This is a genomic window from Candidatus Parcubacteria bacterium (assembly GCA_023131895.1).
Taxonomy (GTDB): Bacteria; Patescibacteriota; Minisyncoccia; order Minisyncoccales; family JAGMDC01; genus JAGLYZ01.
The window spans coordinates 1-23347 of record JAGLYZ010000004.1 but is presented as its reverse complement, the minus strand read 5'-3'; the positions used below and the strand labels follow the sequence as shown (position 1 = coordinate 23347).

Below are 23347 nucleotides of genomic sequence, written 5' to 3'. Positions count from 1 at the left end.
TTCGGAGCTGTGTATTTAATCTAATATACTTCTGTTATAGCTTTTTCAATTGCTTTTTTCTCTTCATTGGATAAAGAATATTTTGATTTTCCATTTTTTACTTCTTTATTATAAACTCGACTTGATTCTCTGCTATAATGGCTTGTAATGACAAAACCATTATTATTTAAATCAAGAAGGGCAATAGCAAAACTCTGGTCTCCGCCTACTTCTTTAAATGGATTAAATCTTATTATTCCGATTTTTTGAAAACTTTTTTGAGAAATAGTCTCTAATTTTGATATTTGTTCTGAAATCTCTTTTAAATTATTTTCTATTTTCTCTGTCTTTTTAATCTGCTCTGTTAAAACCTTTTCTAAATCTTTTTCTCCTCTTTGGAAAAAAATATCTAATCGCTTTTTTTGCTTAAAAGCGAAATAAATGCAAAGACAAACCAAAATTAAAAAAATTCCAAGAACAAAATAAATATATTCAAAATTAAAAAAATCTTCAATGTTCATAGATTTGCGGAGGGGGTGAGATTCGAACTCACGGTGATATAAACCACAATGGTTTTCGAAACCATCCCTTTCAACCGCTCAGGCACCCCTCCTTTTATATTCTCAAACTACCACTTTTTTAGGCAAAAATCAAATTGTAAAAAGGGACAGGTGAGGGATAGTCCCTATTTGGTGGATGTTTATCATGCTCGTGCTTGCACCGCGTAGCTCCGAAGCGAAGCCGAGGAGCGAAGTGGTGGACCTGGGCAGAATCGAACTGCCGTCTCCGCAATGCGAATGCGGTGTCATACCATTAAACTACAGGCCCCCCTAATGTCGAGATGCCGAGATTTTCACCCTGTTAAATAAAATCTTTGATTTTAATTTGCAAAGCAAATTGTTTAACAGGGTAAACTCGGGCTAAACCCCGCCCATTTTCTTTCGGGACGCCCGGAATCGAACCGGGAATCCTACGCTCCCGAAGCGCATATGTTAACCGTTACACCACGTCCCGTTAAATGGGCGGGGCTGTGCTACCATTACACTACATCCCGTATTAAAATCAAATTAGGTGACCCAATACTTTTGCTTTGTCATTTTATCTCTTTTTGTCACAATTTCCATTCTTTCTTTGCGCGCCTTTTCAGCTAAGGAGCTTAGTTCTTTTTCGCTAAGCTTACTCATTTTTTCTGTTTCTTTTTCTAAAAACTCTTTCTTATTCTTGCTTGGCTCATTTAAAACATAACCAAGCAAAACATCTAAAACCTGGCCTATTTTGGAACCTGGTTTAATTTTCAAAATTCTCATTACATCTTCTCCGTTTATCTTAAGCATTGTGACTGAAATAGGATCTTGGGAAACTTTTTCAATAATATACTTTAAATGCCTTAATTTATACGGTTCTGCTTTAGGAACGCCAGACCCGATTCTATCAGCCATTCTCACTTGTAAAAGTTCATCCATATTTTCTGGTCCTGCCTGGCGCACTAACCGCCTTACTGACGATTCGCCGACCTCGTCAACATTATAATAAAACAAATGATAACGGACTAATCTTACAATTTTCTCAGTGTCTTTTTTAGAAAATTTTAAGCGATTTAAAATCTGCTCACTCATTTTAGCTCCTACTATTTCATGGTTGTAAAAAGTTGCATTTGCCCCTTTTCCATTTTTGGTTCTTGGTTTCCCCACATCATGCAAAAGAGCTGCAAAGCGAACATATTTATTAAAATTCTTTTCGCAAGCATACCTTAAAGCGCGTAAAGAATGCTCATAAACCTCATAAATATGGTGCTTATTCTGAGAAACACCATAACCTTCTTCTAATTCTGGAATAATATATTGCAAGAGTTTGAGCTTCCGCAATGTTTCTATGCCTTGAGCACCTCTTTCTGACATTATAATTTTAACAAATTCATCTCTAATTCTTTCTTTGGAAATCATTTCAAGCAAATGAGCATTTTTTTTGATTGCCTGCTCAGTTTTTTCTTCAATTTTCCATCCGTCTCCTAAAACAGTAGCAAGCCGTACTGCTCTCATTAAACGCAAAGCATCCTCTGAAAATCTTTCATCTGGCTCGCCCACTGCCCGAATGACTTTATTCTTCAAATCCTCCTGCCCTTTAAAAAGATCAATTATCTCAAATTCTTGTTTGGAATTTGGGATTTGGGATTTGGAATTTGGGATTTGGGATTTTAAATCGATAGCCATAGCGTTAATGGTAAAGTCTCTCCTTTTAAGGTCCTCTTCAATGGTTTTAGCGAAGCAAATACTATCCGGGTGTCTCTTATCTGTATATTTTGACTCAATTCTATAAGGAGTAATTTCAATCTCTTTTAACCGAGGATTTTTACTTTTTGTTACAATAACAACTGTGCCAAATTTATTGTCTTTAAATGTTTTTGGAAAAACTTTTTCAATTTGTTCCGGCTTGGCATTAGTGGTTATGTCCCAATCCAATGGCTCTTTTCCACGCAGCAAATCACGCACGCATCCGCCTACTAAATATGCCTCAAAATTGTTTTCTTTTAATTTCTCAATTACAAATTTTATTTCTTTATGTATTTTCATATGCTTTATTCTATCTTAAATCCTTGTTTTTTTCAATCCATCTGTTAAAATAATTTAAAGCCCCTGTGGCTCAACGGATAGAGTATTGGTCTTCGGAACCAAGGATGAGGGTTCGAATCCTTCCAGGGGCATATATGAATACAAAAAAAACAATTTCAATAATTTGTTTATCTTTTTTATTGTTTTCCTTAATGCCTATTCAAGCAAATGCTGTTTTAGTTCCATGTGGATACAGAGATGCAAATCCAAGCGAAGTAGGATTTCAGGATCCTTATCCAGAAACAGAAATAAACGAGGCCTGTCCCTGCACGCTTTGCCATTTTTTTATACTCTTTAAAAATATTATTGATTTTGTGTTAATTAGAATAGTGCCGGCAGTAGCAGTTTTAATGCTCGTTATCGGCGGCATAATGTTTTTTGGAGCTGGAGCAAACCCAGCTAACCTGGAAAAAGCAAAACAAATAATAACCAACACAATTATCGGTTTAATAATAATTTTCACTGCTTGGATTACTATTAATACTTTTATGATGTTTATCGGTGTCCAGGAATGGACTGGCTTGCAAACATGGTGGCAAATTGATTGCCAAGTTCCTAGCGCAAGCACAGATACTAATAGTAACTGTATTTTAGACATAAACGAAACCGAATAACTGCCCCGCTAGCTCAATCGGCAGAGCAGAGGCCTCTTAAGCCTAAGGTTGCAGGTTCGATTCCTGCGCGGGGCATATAGTCTTTTTTTATTTTCGAGTGAAGCGAGACAGATTGAATAAATTTATTTATTCAATCTACGAGCGAGTGAAAAAAAGAAGGTTATAGCTTAGCTATGTTCTTATTTTTAAAAGATGATATAATAAAAAAATGTTAAACGCAAAACAAAAAGAAAAAATTATATCTGGATACAAGATCCATAATAAAGACACTGGGTCTGCTGAAGTGCAGATTGCTTTGCTTTCCGAAGAAATTAGGCAGCTGCTTTTGCATTTAAAAAAACATTCTAAAGATATTCATTCCAGAAGAGGACTTTTAAAAATGGTTTCTAAAAGAAGAAAACTGCTTGCATATCTAAAAAAAGAAAGCATCCGCAAATATAATTCTATCATTAAGAAAATAGGACTAAAAAAGTAAAACGAAGGCCCGACCTTCGTTAAAATTAAGCTATGTTGATTCATAAAGAACAAAAAATAGCAGTTCTAATAGATGTTCAAAATCTCTATCATTCTGCTAAAAACCTATATCAGTCAAAGGTTAATTTCGGAGAGATATTAAAATCAGCAGTAAGCGACAGAAAGCTAATAAGGGTTTTTGCTTATGTTATCAGGACAAAAACCGGCGAAGAACAGCCGTTTTTTGAAGCCCTCACTAAGTTAGGAATTGAAACAAGAGTAAAAGATCTTCAAGAATTCTACGGTGGAATGAAAAAAGCTGACTGGGATGTAGGAATAGTTATTGATGCTATTAAAACTGCTCCTGGCGTAGATGTTATTTGCCTTATTTCTGGCGACGGCGATTTTATTCCATTAGTAGAATATCTAAAAAATCAAGGCAAAAGGACGGAAGTTATTGCTTTTGGCCGCTCCACATCAGGCAAACTTAAAGAAACAGCTGATGAATTTCTTGATTTAGAAAGCAGTCCTGAAAAATACCTTTTAAAAAAATAAAAAATGGATTCTAAAAAATATAAACTAAATATAGGCGGCAAGGATATTATCGTTGAAATTAAAGACTTAGCTGAGCAGGCAAATGGCTCAGTTTTAGTTCGTTACGGCGATACCATGGTTTTAGCTACAGCTGTAATGTCAGGACAAGAAAGGGAGGGCATTGATTTTTTCCCTCTTACTGTTGATTATGAAGAAAGATATTATGCAGCTGGAAAAATTTACGGCTCGCGTTATATCAGAAGAGAAAGCCGTCCTTCTGATGAAGCAATTCTCACTGCCCGCTTGATTGACAGAGCTATCAGGCCAAAATTTCCAAAAAATCTTAAAAGGGAAGTGCAAGTGGTTGTTACCTGCCTGTCTTGGGACAGCGAAAACGACCCTGATATCCTTGGACTTTTAGGCGCTTCTCTATCCCTGTCTATCTCTGATATTCCCTGGGAAGGACCAATCGCTAATTTAAGAATCGGTAAAACTGAAGGAAAATTCGTCTTAAACCCCACTTATGAACAAAGGGAACAAAGCGATATTGACCTTATCTTAGCAGGAGGAATGAAAGGTGATCAAATTTTAATTAATATGATTGAAGGCGAAGCAAAAGAAGCAGAAGAAAAAACTTTTATGCAAGCATATAATATTGCTGGAGCAGAATTGAAAAATCTTATTGAATTCCAGCAAAAAATTATTAAAGAGAATGCCAAAGAAAAGGCTGTAATAGAAACGCCTGCCAATGAACTGGAATGGAAAAAAGAAATTAAAGAATTTTTAGGAAATAAATTAGAAAATGCATTAACTTTTTCTAACAATAACGAGAAAGCAAAAAAAGAAAGAAATAAAGCATTAAATGAGTTAAGAGAAGATTTAATCTTTTTTATCAAAGAACAAGAACAAGATGGAAAAAAAATCAAGTATGCTAAAGATTTTTTTGAACAAGAAACAGAAAGAATAATACATAAAAACATTTTAGAAAAAGAATTAAGGCCTGACGGAAGAAAGTTAGATGAAATAAGAAATATTTATGCAGAAGTAGGCCTTTTGCCAAGAACACATGGCTCTGGATTATTTGTAAGAGGTGAAACAAAATCGCTTTCCATTCTCACCCTGGGAGCGCCAAGCGACCATCGATTATTAGAAGGAATGGAAATTGTCGGAAAAAAGAGATTTATGCACCATTACAATTTTCCACCTTATTCTGTTGGAGAAGTAAGGCCTATGCGCGGTCCTGGAAGAAGAGATATAGGGCATGGAATGCTGGCTGAAAAAGCGCTTCTGCCTTTAATTCCTGATTCTGATTCATTCCCTTATACAATCAGAATTGTTTCAGAAATCCTTTCCTCAAACGGTTCCACATCAATGGCTTCAATCTCCAGTTCTTCTATGGCTTTAATGGATGCTGGTGTTCCTTTAAAATCTCCGGCTACTGGCATTGCCATGGGATTAATAACAGAAAGCAATGAACGGGGAGAAATAACTAAATATAAAATTTTAACTGACATTCAAGGCCCTGAAGATCATTATGGAGACATGGATCTAAAAGTAGCTGGAACTAAAAACGGAATAACTGCTCTTCAAATGGATGTTAAAATTACTGGCATTACAGAAAAAATATTGGAAGATGCCTTATCAAAAGCCAAGAAAGCAAGAGAATATATTCTGGGTGAAATGGAAAAAGTTTTATCCAAACCAAGAGAAAAACTTTCTCAATGGGCGCCTAGAATTTACACTATCCAAATCAAACCAGAGCAAATTAGAGAAGTTATCGGAACTGGCGGAAAAATAATCAATGAGATTATTGAAAAATGCAAGGTTGCTATTGACATTGAAGAAGACGGCAGAATATTTATTACAGCAGAAAAAGAAGATGCTGCCGAAAAAGCTGTAAGCTGGATAAAAAATATTACCAGAGAAGTTAAAGTTGGAGAAGTTTTTCAAGGAAAAGTAAAAAGAATTATGGATTTTGGCGCATTTGTAGAAATTCTGCCAGGACAGGAAGGATTGGTCCATATTTCCAAGCTTGCCAAAGGAAGAGTGGAAAAAGTTGAAGATGTGGTAAAAATCGGAGACATTGTACCGGTAAAAGTAATCTCTATTGACGAACAAGGCAGAATTAACCTCTCTTTAGAAAATCAAGAATAAAGAAAATCGGTATTTCTTTAAATAAAGCTTTGATATATTAAACTAAAGTTTGTTATAATATAATAAACTATATTTTTATATGGCAGGAAAAAAATATCTTTTTAAAAAAATAAAAACAATGGAAAAAGACCTTCACGGTCGTGACTTTTCTTCTCCCCTAAAAGGCAAATTCCTGAAAACTTTTAAAAAGGCAAAAACAATAAAACAAGATGTTGAAGGACTTGAAACACTGCTTCCTGCAGCGCCTTTAACAGCGCCGCCAAAACCAAAAAAGATTAGCTTGGAAAAAGGTAAAGATGAAAAAGAAAAACTAATAAAAAGGGTCAATTTCTTAGAAAAAGAAGTGATAACCTTAGTTCAAGAGAAAAAAGAGTTTCAATCGAGAAGAGAAGAATTAGAAGAGAAAACAAAAGCAATGGCAGAGAAAATATCTTCTTGCGCTGTAAGAGAAGGTGCTTGGCAAAAGGAATTAACAATCAAAGAAAGCGAGAGAGAAAAACTTAAAGAAAGTATTAGATTGTTAAAAGAAGAAAAAGATGCTCTATTTACAGAAAAAAAAGAAACAGACGGGAAAATAAATAATTTAAAAGAAAGACTTAAAACCCTACAGGAAAGCATGGAAGACACAGAGCAAGAAGAAAATATTTTAAAGCAGGAAAAATCCCAATTAGAAGAAAAAACAAAAGCAATGGCAGAGAAAATATCGTCTTTTAGGGATAGAGAAAATGCCACACAACAAGAATTAGCCCTTAGAGAAAAAGAGGTTGATTCATTAAAAAAAGAGAAAGAAAAACTAAGAAAAAGGGTTAATTTTTTAGAATTTTTAGAAGAAAAAATGACTGTCCTGATTCAAGAAAAAAAAGAGCTTCAATCAAAAAGAGAAGAATTAGAAGAAAAAACAAAAGCAATGGCAGAGAAAATATCTTCTTGCGTTGTAAGAGAAGGTGCTTGGCAAAAAGAATTATTAATCAAAGAAAGCGAAAGAAAAAAACTTAAAGAAAGTATTAGATTGTTAAAAGAAGAAAAAGATGCTCTATTTACAGAAAAAAAAGAAACAAATGGAAAAGTAAATAATTTAAAAGAAAGACTTAAAACCCTACAGGAAAGCATGGAAGATACAGAGCAAGAAGAAAATATTTTAAAGCAGGAAAAATCCCAATTAGAAGAAAAAACAAAAGCAATGGCAGAGAAAATATCGTCTTTTAGGGATAGAGAAAATGCCACACAACAAGAATTAGCCCTTAGAGAAAAAGAGGTTGATTCATTAAAAAAAGAGAAAGAACTGCTTACAAAAGAAAGGGAAGAATTTAAAGAGAAATTTAGGCGATTAGGAGAAAATTTAGATATTTTAGAGCAGAAAAGCGACACCTTAGATAGAACAGAACAAGAATTAGAAAAAAAGCAGAAATTAACAGAAGAAAAAACAGCGAAAGAAGAATTGACGCTAAAAGAATCACAACTCTCTCATTTTGCTTTAATTGAGAAAATCAAACAATTGAAAGAAAAGAAAAATGAACTTGAACAAGAAATGGAAATTTTAAAGCAGAAATGTCAGGATGTTTTGCAAAAAGAAAAAATAATAGAAAAACAAATAGAAATAATTGAATCAAAAGAAAAAAAAGTAATAAATGAAAAACAAAGAAGGCAGATAGAAAGAGACAGGAGAGAAGCTGAGAAAAGAAGGGAGTTAGTTGAAAATGAAAGATGGGATATAGAAGAACAAAAAGCTCAATTACAGAAAAAAATAAATGAGATTGAAATGATTTATCAATCAGCTGTAATAAAAATAGAACAAGAAAAAAAACAAGAAAAAGAAATAAATAGGGAAGAAATTTTGAAAAGAATTAAAGAAGAACCATCAGAAATATTTAAAGAAAAAATTAATGAAGAAAAAATAATATTCCGACCGCTCCCTCAAAAACCAAGTTTTAGAGAAAAGATATGGATAAGAGCATTGTTTTTAGGATTTGTGCTTGCCCTTTTTGGAATCATTTTTACTTTTTGGTACTGGTATCTTTATATTTATACAAAGTAAAAGTAAATTTCCTGCTACGAAAACAAGATTTTTCAAATTCAGCCCCCCCTCCGCCCTTCGGGCTTTGCCCTTCGGGCTTCGCCACGCCCACACCCCAGAATTTGAAAAATCTGTTTTCTTCGCATATTTTGATCTAAAAATTATGGATAAAAAATTTATTCAAGAAATTAAAAAAAAGCTGGAAAAAGAAAAAACTGCTATAGAAAAAGAGCTTGAAACGTTTGCCAAAAAAGACCCGAAGCTAAAAGGGGACTGGGACAGCTTATTCCCTAAATTTAACGGCGGCGATTTAGAAGAAGCAGCAGATGAAGTTGAAGAATACTCAACCCGTCTTCCTCTTGAATTTACTATGGAATTAAAACTTAAAGATATTAATTCAGCTCTTGATAAAATAAAAAAAAATCAATATGGAAAATGTGAAAAGTGCGGAAAACCAATCCCCAAAGAACGTTTAGAAATTTATCCTGAAGCAAGAACATGCAATAAGTGTGAAAAATAATAAAATCTATGTTATTATATAAAAGAAGATAAATAAAGATGAATATAAATCTTTTTAAAAAATTTAAAAAAGCAATTAGCTTCCTCAAAAAAGGAGAAAAGGTTTTTACTTCTGAATCTTTAGCTATTAAAACAATCTTATTAGGAGGTCTTTTAATTTTCTCTATTTTTTTAGTTTTTATAGCGTTGATTTTAGAATTTCTCACACCCAAAATAAATATGGAAATAAAAATTTCTGGGCCAGAAATAGTAAAAGTAGGAGAATTGGTAACATATATTGTAAGCTGTAAAAATACTGGTAATGTCATATTAGAAAGCCCTGAACTTATCTTTAATCACCCTGTCTACTCTCTTCCAGAAAAAGGAGAAATGATAGAAAATATAACATCAGATAAATTTGGAAATTTCTTTCATCCTGAAGAAGAAAAAATTTTTACTTTTAAAACCAGAATTTTTGGAAGCGAAGGCAAAAAAGAAGAGCTTAAATCATGGTTGAATTACAAAACAAAACATAGCTCTTCTGCTCAAATGTCAGAGATTTCCACATTTTCTACCCAACTTTCAGAAATTCCTGTGGATTTAGAACTGGATATCCCCTCTAAAATTCCTATTTTTCCACAAACAAAAAACGAATTAAAATTTAAAATAAGATATTACTCTTTTATTGACTATCCATTTACTAACATAAAATTGGAAATAGATACTCCTCAAAATTTTAATCTAAAAAAATCTAATCCAAAAACAGCAGAAGAAAATCAATGGAATCTCCCTGCATTAGAAAAAAACGGGACAGGAGAAATTGAAATCTGGGGAGAATTTTCAGAACAACAAGAAATTGGAAAAGAAATAATCTTTGTTGCCAAATTATCAATTACTATCCGTGGAGAAAAAATTTTATTAAAGGAAACAACAAAAAACCCTCTTACATATAAACCTGTTTTTTTAATCTCTCAAGAAATTAATAACAAATCAGAATATATTGCTTCACATGGTGAAATGCTGCACTACCAAGTTTCTTTTAGAAATATAAATGAAAAACCTTTTAGAGATTTGGTTTTAATTTCTACCTTAGAAGGAAATTTATATGATTTGTCTACTATAGAATGTCCCAAAAGTGAAAACAAACCAGGCGACAATTCAATTATATGGAATGGAGAAACTATTCCTGAACTTCGCTATCTTCAACCAGGAGAGGAAGCAAAAGTAGAATTCTGGATAAGGTTGAAACAGGATTATATACCAAAAGAAACATCTGAAATCAATATTCTTATAAGAAATAATGTATCCTTGGGAGAGTTTGAAAAAGAATTTACCAATAAAGTCAATTCAAAGATAGAAATCCAGCAGGAAGGGTATTATAAAGATAAATATGGTTTCTTTGAAAACACCGGACTACCTCTTGAAGTAAATAAAACTACTACCTATACTATAGTTTGGAAAATTAAAAATTATTATTCTTTAGTGAAAGATACAATAATCAAAGCATCGCTTCCTCCTCAAGTTAATGTTAAAAGTACTCACTGCACTCAAGGAAAAATCAATATAAAGGGAGAATTCAGCGAAAGCGAATCGCTTTATCAAGAAATCCCAAGTGATTTTAGATTTGAAAATAATTTAAGTTACAAAACAAAATCATATGAGATTAAATATTTACAGACTATTTTAAAAAATGAAGTGCCTCATGTTTATCACAAATATATTCCAATTACTGGCTATTTCGGTCCGATTACCATTAATTCGGTAATGGAATTCCAAAAGAAATATGAGAAAGAAATATTATTGCCTCAAGGATTTAAAGAACCTAGTGGTTATGTTGACGAATTTACTAGATTAAAGCTGAATGAATTATTAACTCATGAAATACCAACTACTTCTAAAGAGATAATTTGGGAATTAGAAACAATAGAACCAGGAAAAGGAATCTTTTCTGATCCATTAATAGCAGCTTTTCAAATCAGTTTTACTCCTACCTTAAAGCAAAAAGGGGGAACAGCTATATTGATAAACAAGGTTTTAGCTTCAGGGAATGATCAATGGACTGGAGAAATTATATCTGCGGAAGACGAACCAATAGATACTATGCTACCAGACGACCCTACTGTAAGAAAAGGAGAAATTCACTAACTATATGCACAAAATAATCAGAAATAAAAAACACCTTCTTATAAGAAGGTGTTTTTTATTCCGAGCAAAATTTTTATTGTTTCCAACTGACAGAAGATCCGACAGGATACTTGGCTAAAGGATTTTTTGCTCCCCTTACATCAAAATGCAAATGGCAGCCAGTAGATAATCCTGTACTGCCCATAGAGCCAATAACCTGTCCTTGTAATACTTTTTCGTTAGTTTTAACTGAAATCTTTGATAAATGTCCATAAAGCGTAACCACGCCGTTAGGATGTAAAATTCTTACAAAATTGCCTGCTGGCCAGGTTTTATAACCAACTTTCTGAACAATGCCTCCAGCAGCGGCTAAAATAGGTGTTCCGCATTTATTAGCTACATCTATGGCATTATACCAATGAGGGCCTTGCGTAATTATGCCTTGTGTGGATAGAATAAAATAAGAATCAGTTAAATGTATGTTGGTGTAATAGGTTTTATTAGCAGGAATCTTGCCATCAGGGATGATTAAAACATCGCCAACAAATATTTCTTTGCTTTCAGAAAGCTCGTTAAAATCAGCTATTTCACTTGTTTTCGCCTCATAAATTTCAGCTATTTCACTTAATGTGTTTCCTGTTTTTACAAGATGCAAAACACCGGAAACTGGCAAGATAATTAGCTTTTGGCCCGGCTTAATTTTAGAACTCTTGGTCAAATCATTAGCCCATAAAACAGTATTTAAGGAAATATCAAATTTTTCAGCAAGAAAAGAAAGCGTGTCGCCTGATTCTACAATATACTCAGTAATTTCCTGACTCTTTTTTGTTACAGCTTCTTGGGGCAAAAAGGATCCTAATACCTGGGGATTAACTGTAATAGGCGGGCAGGCAGCTATTAAACTATTGCCTTGAATCAAGTATAAGTCCGGCGATTCCATGACTGAACTCTTTCTTGAGTCAACAAAAAACCCATCGCTTTGCTGGGATTGTGAAAAAATCAAAGAAGCTGTATCTTTAGAGACGTCTCCGAGACAGCAAAAAAGCGCTCCAAATAAAATAATCAGCGATAACATTAAGCCGATTAATCTGAAAAAATTATTACTCATAAACAGTTTTTAAACTATTTTCTTATGGTATCAAACTCTAAAAACAAGTCAAGCCCAGTTATCCACAGTTTATGAATCTATCATCAAAAAAAATTATCAAAGAAATATTGAAAAAATACAATATTAAGCCGTCAAAAAAATTTGGCCAAAATTTTTTAATTGACAAAACAGTAATTAGAAAAATTATAAAAACAGCTGAATTAAAACCAAAAGATGTTGTTTTAGAAATCGGCCCGGGTATTGGCGCTTTAACTCAAGAAATAGCCACTCGGGCAGGCAAAGTAATTGCTGTTGAGAAGGACCCAAAGATGTGTGAGGTTTTAAAAGAGACACTAAAGGACTTTGACAACATAAAAATAATAAAAGGCGATATCATTAAATTCAACATTAAAAATCCGAAATCCGAAATCCGAAATCCGAAACAAATTCAAAAAAACTATAAAATTATTGCTAATTTGCCGTTTTATCTTACAGCGCCAGTAATTAGAAAATTCATTGAGGCTGTTGATGTCAAACATCAACAGCCTCAACAAATGGTTTTAGTAGTTCAAAAAGAAGTAGGACAGAGAATATGCGCTAAGCCGCCTAAAATGAGCATTTTAGCTGTTTCTGTTCAGTTCTATGCCAAAGTAAAAACAATTGACTATGTCTCTAAAAGCTCATTTTGGCCCAAACCAAAAGTTGACGCAGCCATAATAAAAATTATTCCGCATAGTTCCGCGTACATTTCATTAAGATTCCGCGACCAATTTTTCAAAATTGTCAGGGCTGGTTTCTCTCATCCCAGAAAACAAATTTTGAATAATTTTGAAAAAGAATTAAAATTAAACAAAGCAAGCGTTAAACAATGGCTTGTCAAAAACAACATCAAACCCTCCCAGCGCTCTGAAACCCTATTTATCCAGGATTGGCTTAATTTAACCAAAACCCTTGACAAGACCTCTTGGAACCGCTATTCTAAAATTAGATATCATTAGTGATGGTCATTTAAAAATAAATAATGAATGACTGGAAGTAAATTTGAAAGAAATAAAAAAATAGGAGGTGATAAAAAATGGAAACTGGAAGTGTTGTTGAAGCAATAGAGAAATGGGATTCGGGAATTGAAAAAGGAAGTGTTGTTGACGCAATAGAGGAATGGAATGCGGGAATGTATTACGGACCTACACCAACAACGACGATTATTATAGTTGGAATAGTGATAGGCGTTCTTCTGCTTTTGGTTTTAAAACGCCAGTCAGACATGAAAAAAGCATTAGAAAAAGAAGCATAAAAAAAAAGGAGAGGATTTACCTCTCTATTTTTTTTATCCACAACCTTATCCCTATTCATATACTTTATTTTTATGTTATAATTGGTTAATGTTTCACAAACTCAAAAAAACCACGGGTTGGATTATTTTGTTCTCTGTTATTTTAGGAATAGCTGCCCCGATTTATTATGCTTATGCTGTAATAGGAATGACGCCTGACATGTATCTTCACATTGCTTCTTGGGCTACAAATAAGCTCACCGACATGAGTCCTACTAACCTCTTAATTGGAGGTGTCTTTTCAGTCCTTACTATTATCACCTCTTCTTTTTTATGGATAGCTCATTCACTTCTGGAATTGGTAATAAGTCCAGGCTTTATAGATATCTCTTTCACGGGCCCAGATAATCTTATTGTGCAGGAGGGTTGGGGAATAGTCCGAGATTTTACTAATATGTTTATTATTCTCGGATTTGTGATTGTCGCTTTGGCAACTATCTTACGGATCAAAGAATATCAGGCGCAAAAACTTTTACCTCTTTTAATCGGAATTGCTCTTTTAATTAATTTCACTCCAGTAATCTGCGGTTTTTTTATTGACATTTCCAATGTAGCAATGAATCACTTTTTAACAGCCGGAACATTAGACAGAAGTTTTATTGAGACACTTGATTATCAAACCAAAAGCCTAGTAGATGAAGACACTACATCCTATCAAAAGTTAGGAGAAGGCGTACTTTTTGTGGGTTTTAATATTATTGCAGGAATTATCTTTCTCCTTTTCGCTCTTTTGTTTGCGGTAAGGTATGTTGCTCTTTGGATTTTAATAATTTTATCGCCTCTGGCATTTTTCTGCTATATTCTACCAGAAACAAAAGGAGCATGGTCAATGTGGTGGAAGCAATTTTTCCAATGGTGTATTATTGGAATACCTGCTGCTTTCTTTATTTACCTGTCAAATATCACAATAGCAACCATAGTTGGAAAGGGCATTTCTCCCGAGGAAGTCAATATGATTAGCTATACCATACCTATCCTTTTCCTCATTATCGGCTTCTTTGTCTCACTCCAAACCGGAGCAATGGGCGCGGATAAAATTACAGCTGGGTTTGGCGGCGCAGTCAAAAAGGGCACAGCCGGAGCAGGAGCTTGGGCAGAAAGGAAAGTAAAAGAAACTGCTTTTGTAAAAGGGCAATCAGAAAAATGGCGAGGAAGATTAGAAAGAATACCAGAAAAAGTTGGAACAGGAAGAATGAAAGCAGAAGCTGCAGCAAAACATCAGATAGAGAGAGAAAAGAAAATTGAAGAAGCTCAAAAATTAATGGAACCTATGTCTGTAAAAAACAGGGAAGAATTTAAGAGTCCTACTGAAAAATTAGCTGCGTTCAGATTAGCTATTAAAGAAGACCATCTTGGCGAATGGGATGAAAAAAATATAAATACTGTTAAAAGATATGGGACTCAAAAAGATCTAATTGATGCAGCAAAAAAACGACCTGACCTTGCAGCTAAATTAAATCCTGAAAAAGTTGATGAGATGATGAAAAAGAAACAAGGAATTAGCAGAATAGAAGCAGAAAGTCAGGTTATTACAGAAAAAGTGCAAGGAAAGCAACCCGTGAAGCTTAGACAAGATACTCAAGCGGAAGCGTTTAAGTCAAAAGATGTGGTTTTCTCAATGAGTGAAGCGCAAGTAAAAGAAGTTACAACAAGAGGCAGTGGAGAACAGAAAAAAGAGATTTATGATACATATGTCAAAGAAGTGAAAAAACTAACTGGTCAATCTATACACTACGGCACTACAGAAGAACTCCGAGAGGAAGTAGGAAAGAATACGAAGAATATTCAAAGACAAATTGATATATTGCGAAATACTGGAAAACCTGAAGACGCCATTAAATCCGAAGCAATAAAAGAAATAACTATTGCTATTCAAAGAAGGAAGTTTTAATAATATGCCAAACAACAATCTCAATAAAAAACAAAAACTACCTGTAAATACTGGAGATATTATTGCTGAATTAATAAAAAAACATCAATTAGGTCCAGTAGATATTTTAGATAATCCAGAAATGGAAAAAATCTTGAAAAACGCTAAAACTTCGGAAGAAAGATTAAAAATTATCAAAAACTTACCTTTTGAGAAAATATTTGATATTGTTGAAGAAATTACTCAAGGCAAAACTGAACTTAAAGATTTGACACCTATAATTAAAAAATATTTAAATCTTTCGGGACAAAAAGCTAAAACTTTAGCCGAAGATCTAAAAAAAGAAATTTTCACACTATCAAAAAAACAAATTAAACCAAAAGAAAAAATAAAAGAAGAACCGTCATTGGATAAAAATTCTATTTCCATAAAAAAACCACAAATTTCTTCGAAAAAAGACGTCTATCGTGAATCAATTGAATAAAAAAAATTAGGGTTGAAAACTTACAACCCTTTTTTTATTTAATGAACCCAGTCCTCCTCTTCGGAAGGCTTTTTTTTCTCCTCTTCTTCTCCTTTCTTCGGTCCTCCGAACATCTCTATCGCTGTCATTACTTTAGCCATTATCTCCGGCAAAGAAATGCCTTCTCCTGTGCTTTCCCACTTAATCAATTTCAACTGGCCTTTGTCTGATGCTGTTATGTGTTTAAAAATCTCTGGCGCTACTTTTCGGGCTTCATCCTTCGGATAGCCGAAATTCTCTTCTAATGTCTTTGTTATTTCTCCAATTGCATCTCCGATTTCAATCCTTCTTGCTTCTGCTGTATGCTGACTTATGATTTTTTGCTGTCTCTGCTTATAAATTGTTTTCATAATATCCACTACTTCCTCACTCCAGCCGTAATCAGTGATTGTCAATTCTCTACCAGCCATTTTTAGTCCATAGTCGCTGAATGTTTTTGCCAACGTGCTCTTTACTGTGTCCCTAAGTCGATTACTGAAGCTATCTCCTATAATTTCTTTAAACTCTTCGAAAGTTTTTGTGGTTTCTGTGTCTTTTTCTTCTAAGGAACCTACTATATCTTCTACTCGTGTATTATACATTACTGTCCTTATAGTATCTTCTTCTGCCTCTTTTGTAGCTCCAATATAGTCCTCTACATCATAAACAGCTGCTTCTGGATTTTCGATTTTAAACCAGCCAGTGGGTTCAATCAAGACCGCTGATCCTCCGCCTTTAAAATTCATCGTTGGCTTTTCTGTGAATAACTTTATCTCAAATATCGCTTCAGTAAGCTCTGCTTCTCTTTTCGTAAGAAAAGGACAAAACCAGTGAATGCCTGCATAGTAAGTATCATAGAATTGTCCAAGCACTTGCATCACCCACATCTTTGGTCTCTTAATAACCCTGATTCCAAACAAGAAAAACACTGTCACAACTATCAACAGAGCCACTCCGCCTAACTGCAAAGAGGTATTCTTTATTCCAGTCCCAATAAGAGATAATGCTATCCCAATTGTCCCTAAAACTGCCACTCCTTTTTTTACTGCATTCATTAATTTCTGTATGTCCTCTGTAGTTAGTTCTTTCCTCTCTCCTTCCTTTTTCTTTTCTTTTTCTTCTCCCATTTTTTCCTTTTCACTCTCCTATTCTTTTGTTAATGTTATTTTGATAATATCACTTATTTTAGGATTTGTCAAGGTTTGCGGGAATAAAAAAATAGAGGGTAATAATAAAACCCTTATTTTTTGTTTTCTTTCTTTTTTTGTGATAGAATAGAGTAAGTGAAAAGTTAGAAGTTAAAAGTGAAAAATTAAAGTTGAAAATTAAAAGTTATGGAGAATCAAGAATTCAAGATAATGCTTATCAATAAATCTTATAACTTTTCTTTAGAAATGATGAATTTTATTGATACTTTTTCACAAAAAGATCTTTCTATTCAAATTTTGTCTAAACAGATTATTAGAAGTGCTACAAGCATAGGAGCTAATATTATTGAAGCACAAGCTGCTTCTTCTAAAAAAGATTTTACTAATTTTATGTCTTATGCTTTGAAATCAGCTAATGAAACCAGATATTGGCTTGGATTACTAAGAGACAGTAATAAAGTAGATAAAAATAAAGCAAATAAATTATTAAAAGAAGTTCAAGAACTTTCTAAAATTCTTGGTTCAACTATTCTATCTCTCAAAAACAGAAAATAACTTTTAACTTAAAACTTTGACTTTTAACTTTTCATTTTAAACTTTTAACTTATTAAATGCAGTTTACTGTTCCAAAATTTATTGAGCGTGAAGCGAAAATTGTCGGGCCGTTTACTTTTAAGCAGTTTATTTACGTCGGCATTGCCGGAGCCATTTCTTTTGTTCTTTATTTTACTATCCCTATTGCTCAATGTCTAATTGCTGCTACTATTCTTATAGGAAGCGCTTTGGCTTTAGCTTTTATAAAAATTGAAGGCCGATCTCTTCCTACTATTATAAAAGATTTTTTTGTTTTCTCCTCGTCTCCCAAATTATATATTTGGAAGAAAAAAGGATTATTGCCTAAATTCTTAAAAAAAGAATCCGCCTCCGCTGAAGCTATGGCGGGCAAGAAAAAAAAAGAAGCTTCTGGTTTGGTTGTCACAAGCAGCAAGCTCGGACAATTATCAAGCCAATTAGAAACTAAAACAAAATAAAAACTGACATTGTTGATTAATTCAACAATGTCACCCTGAGCAAAGCGAAGGGTCTCGTAGAATAAAGAGATTCTTCGCCTGTGGCTCAGAATGACAACAATTATTCAACGCTTTTAAACTATGGCTAAGTCATCTACGCAGGATTTTCTGCAAATTGAGCAAATTAGGGAAGGAGTTATTATATTGAAAAACAAATTATTAAGAGGCGTTCTTATGGTTTCTTCTTTGAATTTTGCTTTAAAATCTGATGATGAACAATCAGCTATTATCTACCAATTCCAAAACTTTTTGAATTCTCTGGATTTTTCCTGCCAAATTCTTGTTCAATCACGGCGCATTAATATCACTGGCTATATTGATAAATTAAAGAAATTAGAAAAAGAGCAAACAGACGAACTGCTCCAGATTCAAACATCCGGGTACAGGGAATTTATAGAAAGCTTGGTAAAAGCGGGAACAATAATGAATAAAAACTTTTTTATAATTGTGCCTTTCAGTTTGTCGGAAACAAAGCAAAATGAGAAGAAAGGAATTTTTAAAGCGCCGAAAATTCCTAAACTAACTGAGGAAGAATTTCAAAGGTCTAAAATCCAGCTCCAGCAAAGAATGGAATTTATAATTCTTGGCTTAAGAAGATGCGGTTTAAAAGCTATTCCTCTCACAACCCCTGAGATCATTGAGCTTTTTTGGGGTCTGCACCATCCAAACCAGGCAGAGGTCGGTTATTATCCGGAAATACCGCCGGAACTGCAAAAATAAGATGAAAATAAATTTTTTCAAAAAAAAGAAAAAGGAATTTCAAGAATTTACTAAGCCGGAAATTCTTAGAATAGGAGATATTATCTCTCCTTCATCTATTGAAATTAATTCTAATTATCTTAAACTGGGTGAAAAGTTAGCCAAGTCGTTTTTTGTTTTTTCTTATCCCAGATATTTAAGCACGGGCTGGTTCTCGCCGATTATTAATTTAGATACGCCAATGGATATCTCTTTTTTTATTCATCCTACTGCAACAGGAATGGTTTTAAAAAATCTAAGAAAAAAAGTAACTGAAATTCAGGCGGAAATTATGGAAAGAGAAGAAAAGGGACTGATACGCGATCCAGCCCTGGAAATCGCTTATCAAGACATTGAAGCATTAAGAGACCGTCTTCAAACAGCGCAGGAAAGAATGTTTAAATTCGGGCTTTATATCACTATTTATGGAGAAGATATAAAAGAATTGAGAAGCATTGAGACCGAATTTCGTTCTGTTTTAGAATCCCGGCTTATTTATATTAAACCAGCTCTATACCGCCAAAAACAAGGATTTATTTCTTCTTCTCCTTACGAATTAGATCAGCTTGGCATTCATACTTCAATGAACACTGGACCTTTGTCAAGTATTTTCCCTTTTATTTCTTTTGACCTGTCTTCAAATGAAGGAATTCTTTATGGAATAAACCAGCATAATAATTCTTTAATTCTTTTTGACCGCTTCAGTTTGGAAAACGCTAATTCTGTCATTTTCGGCAAATCCGGCTCTGGAAAATCGTTCGCAGTAAAGCTGGAAATTCTTCGGTCTTTAATGCTTGACATTGAATGTATAATTATTGACCCGGAAAATGAGTATAAAGCGCTTTCTGAAAGTGTTGGCGGTTCCTATATTGATGTTTCATTGTCTTCCCTAAATCACATTAATCCTTTTGAACTGCCTATACCCAGGGAAGATGAAAGGCCAGAAGATGTTCTCCGTTCAAATATTATAAACTTAGTGGGATTATTAAGAATTATGCTTGGAGGACTGACTCCAGAAGAAGATGCTATTATTGACCGGGCTTTGACTGAAACATACGCGGCAAAAGATATTACAACTAAAAGAGATCCTTCCACATGGAATGAAGATCCTCCTCTAATGGAAGACTTGGAATCTGTTTTAGAAACAATGGAAGGAACTGAATCTTTAGTAAAACGATTAAGAAAATTTACCAAAGGAACCTTTTCCGAGTTTTTTAACCAGCCGTCAAACATTTCAATGAATAATAAGCTTGTTGTTTTTGGGATTAGAGATATGGAAGAATCTCTCAAGCTAATGGCAATGTATATTATTATAAGGCATATCTGGAATACTGTTCGCTCTGAAATGAAAAAAAGGATATTGGTGGTAGACGAGGCCTGGTGGCTTATGCAGTCTGAAGACGGCGCCTCATTTTTGTTTGGAATCTGTAAAAAGGCAAGAAAATACTGGTTAGGAGTAACTACCATTACCCAGGATGTAGCTGATTTTATGAAATCTGAATACGGCAAACCAATTATTACTAATTCTTCTCTACAGCTTTTAATGAAGCAAAGCCCTGCTACTATTGATATAGTGCAGAAAACATTTAATTTAACAAAGGAAGAAAAATTTATGCTTTTAGAATCAGCAGTAGGCGAGGGATTGTTCTTTGCCGGCCAAAAACATGTAGCGATAAGAACTGTTGCTTCTTATGCTGAAGAACAAATTATTACCACTTCTCCTGAAGAAATAATGAAAATTAAAAAAGCGAAAGAGAAACTAAGCGAGTAATATGGATCTTTTTAGTCCAGAAGCAATCTTAATGCTCTTTTTGGCAGGATTATTGGATTTAATAGGAGTAATCTGTCTAATCTTAGACCTGGTTTTTGGAATTGGTGAAATCCTTTCTTATATCCCTGATGGAATCGGCATCTTGTTCTTCGGCTTTTGGACGTTTATGCGCTCTCTCACAAAAGGAAAAACAATGGAAGAAGCAAAAGAAGAAACATCTGAAAAAATCGCTGATATAAGAGAAACTGGAGAGAAAAGAAGAGAAGCTATAAGAAAAAGAAGAGAGGCCTTAAGGAAAAAGAGGGAGATGGCAAAGAAAGGAAAAAAACTTATGATGAAAAAAGGTGGTAAGACAGGGATTAGATTCGGTTTGGCTACTCTTGGCGAAATAATCCCATTTTTAGGAGCCGCTCCTTTTTGGAGTATTTTTGTTTTTTTGGAATTAAAAAATGATTAAAAAATACAAAAAAACAATATCGGCTTTATTGATTTTATCGGTTTTTTTGGTCTTATTGACACTCTCGGTATCTGCCCAAGAACTCACCTATCCTGAAATACCAGGAGCAGAAACCCCGACTGAAGAAACAAAACTGCCCGGATATATAAAATATATCTTTAATTTCGCCATAATACTGGGAGCGATTTTAGCTTTTGCAGCTTTGCTGTTCGGAGGAATCCGCTGGTTTCTCTCTGTTGGCTCTCCATCAGCAATAAGTGAAGCGAAATCATGGATGTTGGCTGGAATTATTGGAATGGTTCTCTTACTTTCTTCTTATTTAATTTTAACCACCATTAATCCGGAATTAGCCATTTTAAAACTTGAAGAATTAGAAGAATTTGAACCTGATGAACCGCCAGAATATACTCCTTCTGAAGTAGAAACAACATATTATCAAGAAATTCCTATCGGACTTTTAATTGAAAATATCCTGGCTAAAAATATTGACTGCTATGATTATAGCAAAGACCCTCCTGAAATATTATTAGATCATGACCGATTAGATTGTATAAAGATATTAGTAGAAACAATTAAGACAAAAAGTGAAAAACTTAAAAACTTAGCCGAAGAGTTGTTATTTCTTTATAAAAAGTGTAATTGTTTTTATTGTGAAAAAGGGGATTGTAATTGCACAAAGACAGAGGATGAAGATGGCGAAGAAAGCTGTGTTTGCGTCTCTAACTGTCATTGTAAAGGAGATCCTTGTCCAGACAGAGCAAGAATAATTGCTATAAAAAAAGAAATTGGAATCATAGTTGAAGAACTTAAAATATTATGGGAGAAATTAATAGTAATGAAAGATGAATTGCAGATAGATTTAAATTATCTAAAAGATGCTGAAGAATTAGCAAAATTTCCTTATGGACAAAGAATAAGTTTAGCTAAATATCACGAGAAAAAACCAAATGAAAAAATAGATAAAGTTCTATTTGAAAATTTTGATATTTCAGAATATTGTAGAACATTTAATTGTATCAGTCCTGATCCCGAAAATCCTGAAATCTGTCTTGAATATGGTTTAAATCCAGAAGGAAAGTTATGTAATACATATAATCTTGACGGCGAACCAGCAACTTTATATTTCCCTGAACAAGAATATGAATAGTAATAATATTAATAAAATTATTTCTTCTCTTTTGCTTTTATGCTTGCTTTTGTTATTCGCCATTTTACTCTATAATGAAAATAGAGAGGTTTTTGCTTGGGGAGAAAAAGAAAAATGCGTGGTTGATCCTGTTATAGAAGATGGATTTCCAGAAATGGAAAGGGGTAAAATTCCTATTGGCGAAGCCGCTGATGAAGCAGAATTACTTGCTCAAATGCTCATTGATGAAATGGAAATTATAATAGATGAACTACCAAAAGAAATAGAGGCTGGAACTATTTTAGCCAATCTTCCGGAAAAGTGCTGGTGTGCGACAGATTGCGAAAGCTATATGAAAGTTAATGAAGCAGCATGCACTTGTGAATGTGTCTGTTCTGGCAGCGCCTGCCCTCCCGACTTTATTGCGCTTATTGAACAACAAGTTAATATAATCAAAGCCGCTCATGCAGAAATCGTAAAAGCTGCTGAGAGAATTGTAAATTTAATATTAGCAGAAAACTTATTGCCCGATGACCCGAATAGATGGCAAATTTTAAATAAACTCCTTAATTCCAGAGTGAAATTAGAAGAATGTATTACTGGTTATAGAATACCCTTAAAGGAAGTAATGACTAAGATGAGGGTCTTGAGCTGCGAAATAGCTTTGGATAAAATATATTTGGGCGAACTTAATATTTTAGGTTATTTTGAAGATAAAATAACTCCTTTCCCTCATTGCTATCCTTATTATCCTTCTAAAACCGCTTCATATAAGAGATTTATAGAAGAAAACATCCAGCCAATCTGTGAAAAAAATAAAGACAGTTTGGAGTGCCGGGAAGCCGTCAGAGATTTTATGGATAATTACTTTTGTTGCGAAGGAGAGTAAGCACTAATTTTTAATTTTTAAATGACTAAAACTGGTCAAAAATTTATTTCCATCTTTTTTTTCGCTGCTTTACTAATTTTGTTTTGCAGTAGTTTTTCTGTTGTTGAAGGAGGTTTAGAAATTGGATATCCAACAGTGCCTGGCGCAGAAACACCAGGCGAAAAAACCAAACTGCCTGAATACATAAAATACATTTTTAATTTCTCCGTAATAATTGCTGGTATTTTAGCTTTTGCTGTGATAGTTTATGGAGGAATTGTCTATTTAATTTCAGCTGGTGACCCAACTAAAATTGGCGATGCTAAGTCCCGGATGTTCGGAGGAATAGCGGGTTTAGTGCTTTTGTTAATGACTTATCTAATTTTAACGACTATTAA

23 protein-coding genes and 5 tRNA genes are annotated in these 23347 nt (G+C 33.8%); 21 read left to right on the top strand and 7 right to left on the bottom strand.

The window, feature by feature from the left end; translation table 11 throughout:
• Nucleotides 1-20 precede the first annotated feature (20 nt).
• The 5 genes from KAT95_03155 to KAT95_03135 form a co-directional block, all read right to left on the bottom strand.
• The gene (locus tag KAT95_03155) at nt 21-500 is read right to left on the bottom strand and encodes a DUF4446 family protein (GenBank protein ID MCK4520835.1); all 480 of its coding nucleotides are present in this window, start codon (nt 498-500) and stop codon (nt 21-23) included.
• Between the two features lie 7 nt (nt 501-507).
• Nucleotides 508-592 (bottom strand) — tRNA-Ser (locus KAT95_03150).
• 141 nt (nt 593-733) lie between these two features.
• Nucleotides 734-807 (bottom strand) — tRNA-Ala (locus KAT95_03145).
• A 113-nt stretch (nt 808-920) separates the two neighbouring features.
• Nucleotides 921-993: transfer RNA gene (locus tag KAT95_03140), tRNA-Pro, on the bottom strand.
• Between the two features lie 53 nt (nt 994-1046).
• A complete protein-coding gene (locus KAT95_03135) occupies nt 1047-2549 on the bottom strand; it encodes an HD domain-containing protein (protein MCK4520834.1) in 1503 nt (500 codons plus the stop codon).
• Nucleotides 2550-2608: 59 nt separating this feature from the next.
• On the opposite strand from KAT95_03135, the gene KAT95_03130 reads away from it, so the two are divergent.
• The 9 genes from KAT95_03130 (at nt 2609) to KAT95_03090 (ending at nt 11000) form a co-directional block, all read left to right on the top strand.
• A tRNA-Arg gene (locus tag KAT95_03130) sits at nt 2609-2680 on the top strand.
• A gap of 3 nt (nt 2681-2683) precedes the next feature.
• On the top strand, nt 2684-3202 hold the full coding sequence (locus KAT95_03125) for a hypothetical protein (protein ID MCK4520833.1): 519 nt from the start codon (nt 2684-2686) through the stop codon (nt 3200-3202).
• A gap of 2 nt (nt 3203-3204) precedes the next feature.
• Nucleotides 3205-3277, top strand: a tRNA-Lys gene (locus tag KAT95_03120).
• Nucleotides 3278-3410: 133 nt separating this feature from the next.
• Nucleotides 3411-3677: a 30S ribosomal protein S15 gene (gene rpsO, locus KAT95_03115; GenBank protein MCK4520832.1), complete on the top strand. Its 267-nt coding sequence runs from the start codon at nt 3411-3413 to the stop codon at nt 3675-3677.
• A gap of 32 nt (nt 3678-3709) precedes the next feature.
• Nucleotides 3710-4210 carry an NYN domain-containing protein gene (locus KAT95_03110; protein ID MCK4520831.1) on the top strand — a complete coding sequence of 167 codons (501 nt, stop codon included), beginning with the start codon at nt 3710-3712 and terminating at the stop codon, nt 4208-4210.
• Between the two features lie 3 nt (nt 4211-4213).
• The gene (locus tag KAT95_03105; GenBank protein MCK4520830.1) at nt 4214-6343 is read left to right on the top strand and encodes a polyribonucleotide nucleotidyltransferase; all 2130 of its coding nucleotides are present in this window, start codon (nt 4214-4216) and stop codon (nt 6341-6343) included.
• Between the two features lie 79 nt (nt 6344-6422).
• Nucleotides 6423-8378, top strand: coding sequence for a hypothetical protein (locus KAT95_03100; protein ID MCK4520829.1), 1956 nt, complete (start codon nt 6423-6425; stop codon nt 8376-8378).
• A 142-nt stretch (nt 8379-8520) separates the two neighbouring features.
• Nucleotides 8521-8877: a TraR/DksA family transcriptional regulator gene (locus KAT95_03095; GenBank protein ID MCK4520828.1), complete on the top strand. Its 357-nt coding sequence runs from the start codon at nt 8521-8523 to the stop codon at nt 8875-8877.
• A 38-nt stretch (nt 8878-8915) separates the two neighbouring features.
• On the top strand, nt 8916-11000 hold the full coding sequence (locus tag KAT95_03090) for a peptidoglycan-binding protein (protein ID MCK4520827.1): 2085 nt from the start codon (nt 8916-8918) through the stop codon (nt 10998-11000).
• A 73-nt stretch (nt 11001-11073) separates the two neighbouring features.
• Here KAT95_03090 and KAT95_03085 read toward each other — a convergent pair whose 3' ends face one another.
• Nucleotides 11074-12087: a M23 family metallopeptidase gene (locus KAT95_03085; protein MCK4520826.1), complete on the bottom strand. Its 1014-nt coding sequence runs from the start codon at nt 12085-12087 to the stop codon at nt 11074-11076.
• 71 nt (nt 12088-12158) lie between these two features.
• Here KAT95_03085 and rsmA point away from each other — a divergent pair, with 71 nt between their 5' ends.
• The 4 genes from rsmA (at nt 12159) to KAT95_03065 (ending at nt 15753) form a co-directional block, all read left to right on the top strand.
• Nucleotides 12159-13064, top strand: a complete 906-nt coding sequence (gene rsmA / locus KAT95_03080; GenBank protein MCK4520825.1) for a ribosomal RNA small subunit methyltransferase A — start codon at nt 12159-12161, stop codon at nt 13062-13064.
• A gap of 77 nt (nt 13065-13141) precedes the next feature.
• Nucleotides 13142-13360, top strand: a complete 219-nt coding sequence (locus KAT95_03075; protein MCK4520824.1) for a hypothetical protein — start codon at nt 13142-13144, stop codon at nt 13358-13360.
• A gap of 88 nt (nt 13361-13448) precedes the next feature.
• Nucleotides 13449-15290: a hypothetical protein gene (locus KAT95_03070; protein MCK4520823.1), complete on the top strand. Its 1842-nt coding sequence runs from the start codon at nt 13449-13451 to the stop codon at nt 15288-15290.
• A gap of 4 nt (nt 15291-15294) precedes the next feature.
• A complete protein-coding gene (locus KAT95_03065) occupies nt 15295-15753 on the top strand; it encodes a hypothetical protein (GenBank protein MCK4520822.1) in 459 nt (152 codons plus the stop codon).
• Between the two features lie 38 nt (nt 15754-15791).
• Here KAT95_03065 and KAT95_03060 read toward each other — a convergent pair whose 3' ends face one another.
• A complete protein-coding gene (locus KAT95_03060) occupies nt 15792-16898 on the bottom strand; it encodes a hypothetical protein (protein MCK4520821.1) in 1107 nt (368 codons plus the stop codon).
• 207 nt (nt 16899-17105) lie between these two features.
• Here KAT95_03060 and KAT95_03055 point away from each other — a divergent pair, with 207 nt between their 5' ends.
• The 8 genes from KAT95_03055 to KAT95_03020 form a co-directional block, all read left to right on the top strand.
• The gene (locus tag KAT95_03055) at nt 17106-17474 is read left to right on the top strand and encodes a four helix bundle protein (GenBank protein MCK4520820.1); all 369 of its coding nucleotides are present in this window, start codon (nt 17106-17108) and stop codon (nt 17472-17474) included.
• 56 nt (nt 17475-17530) lie between these two features.
• Nucleotides 17531-17950, top strand: a complete 420-nt coding sequence (locus KAT95_03050) for a PrgI family protein (GenBank protein ID MCK4520819.1) — start codon at nt 17531-17533, stop codon at nt 17948-17950.
• Between the two features lie 120 nt (nt 17951-18070).
• Nucleotides 18071-18709 carry a hypothetical protein gene (locus KAT95_03045; protein ID MCK4520818.1) on the top strand — a complete coding sequence of 213 codons (639 nt, stop codon included), beginning with the start codon at nt 18071-18073 and terminating at the stop codon, nt 18707-18709.
• 1 nt (nt 18710) lies between these two features.
• Complete coding sequence (locus KAT95_03040; GenBank protein MCK4520817.1) at nt 18711-20498, top strand: ATP-binding protein; 1788 nt, start codon at nt 18711-18713, stop codon at nt 20496-20498.
• Between the two features lies 1 nt (nt 20499).
• Nucleotides 20500-20955 carry a hypothetical protein gene (locus KAT95_03035; protein ID MCK4520816.1) on the top strand — a complete coding sequence of 152 codons (456 nt, stop codon included), beginning with the start codon at nt 20500-20502 and terminating at the stop codon, nt 20953-20955.
• Nucleotides 20948-22102: a hypothetical protein gene (locus KAT95_03030; protein ID MCK4520815.1), complete on the top strand. Its 1155-nt coding sequence runs from the start codon at nt 20948-20950 to the stop codon at nt 22100-22102. Before KAT95_03035 ends, KAT95_03030 begins: the two co-directional genes overlap by 8 nt.
• The gene (locus KAT95_03025) at nt 22095-22970 is read left to right on the top strand and encodes a hypothetical protein (GenBank protein MCK4520814.1); all 876 of its coding nucleotides are present in this window, start codon (nt 22095-22097) and stop codon (nt 22968-22970) included. The genes KAT95_03030 and KAT95_03025 overlap by 8 nt, the downstream gene beginning before the upstream one ends.
• A 21-nt stretch (nt 22971-22991) precedes the next feature.
• A partial coding sequence (locus KAT95_03020; protein ID MCK4520813.1) for a hypothetical protein occupies nt 22992-23347 on the top strand: 356 nt, incomplete at its 3' end.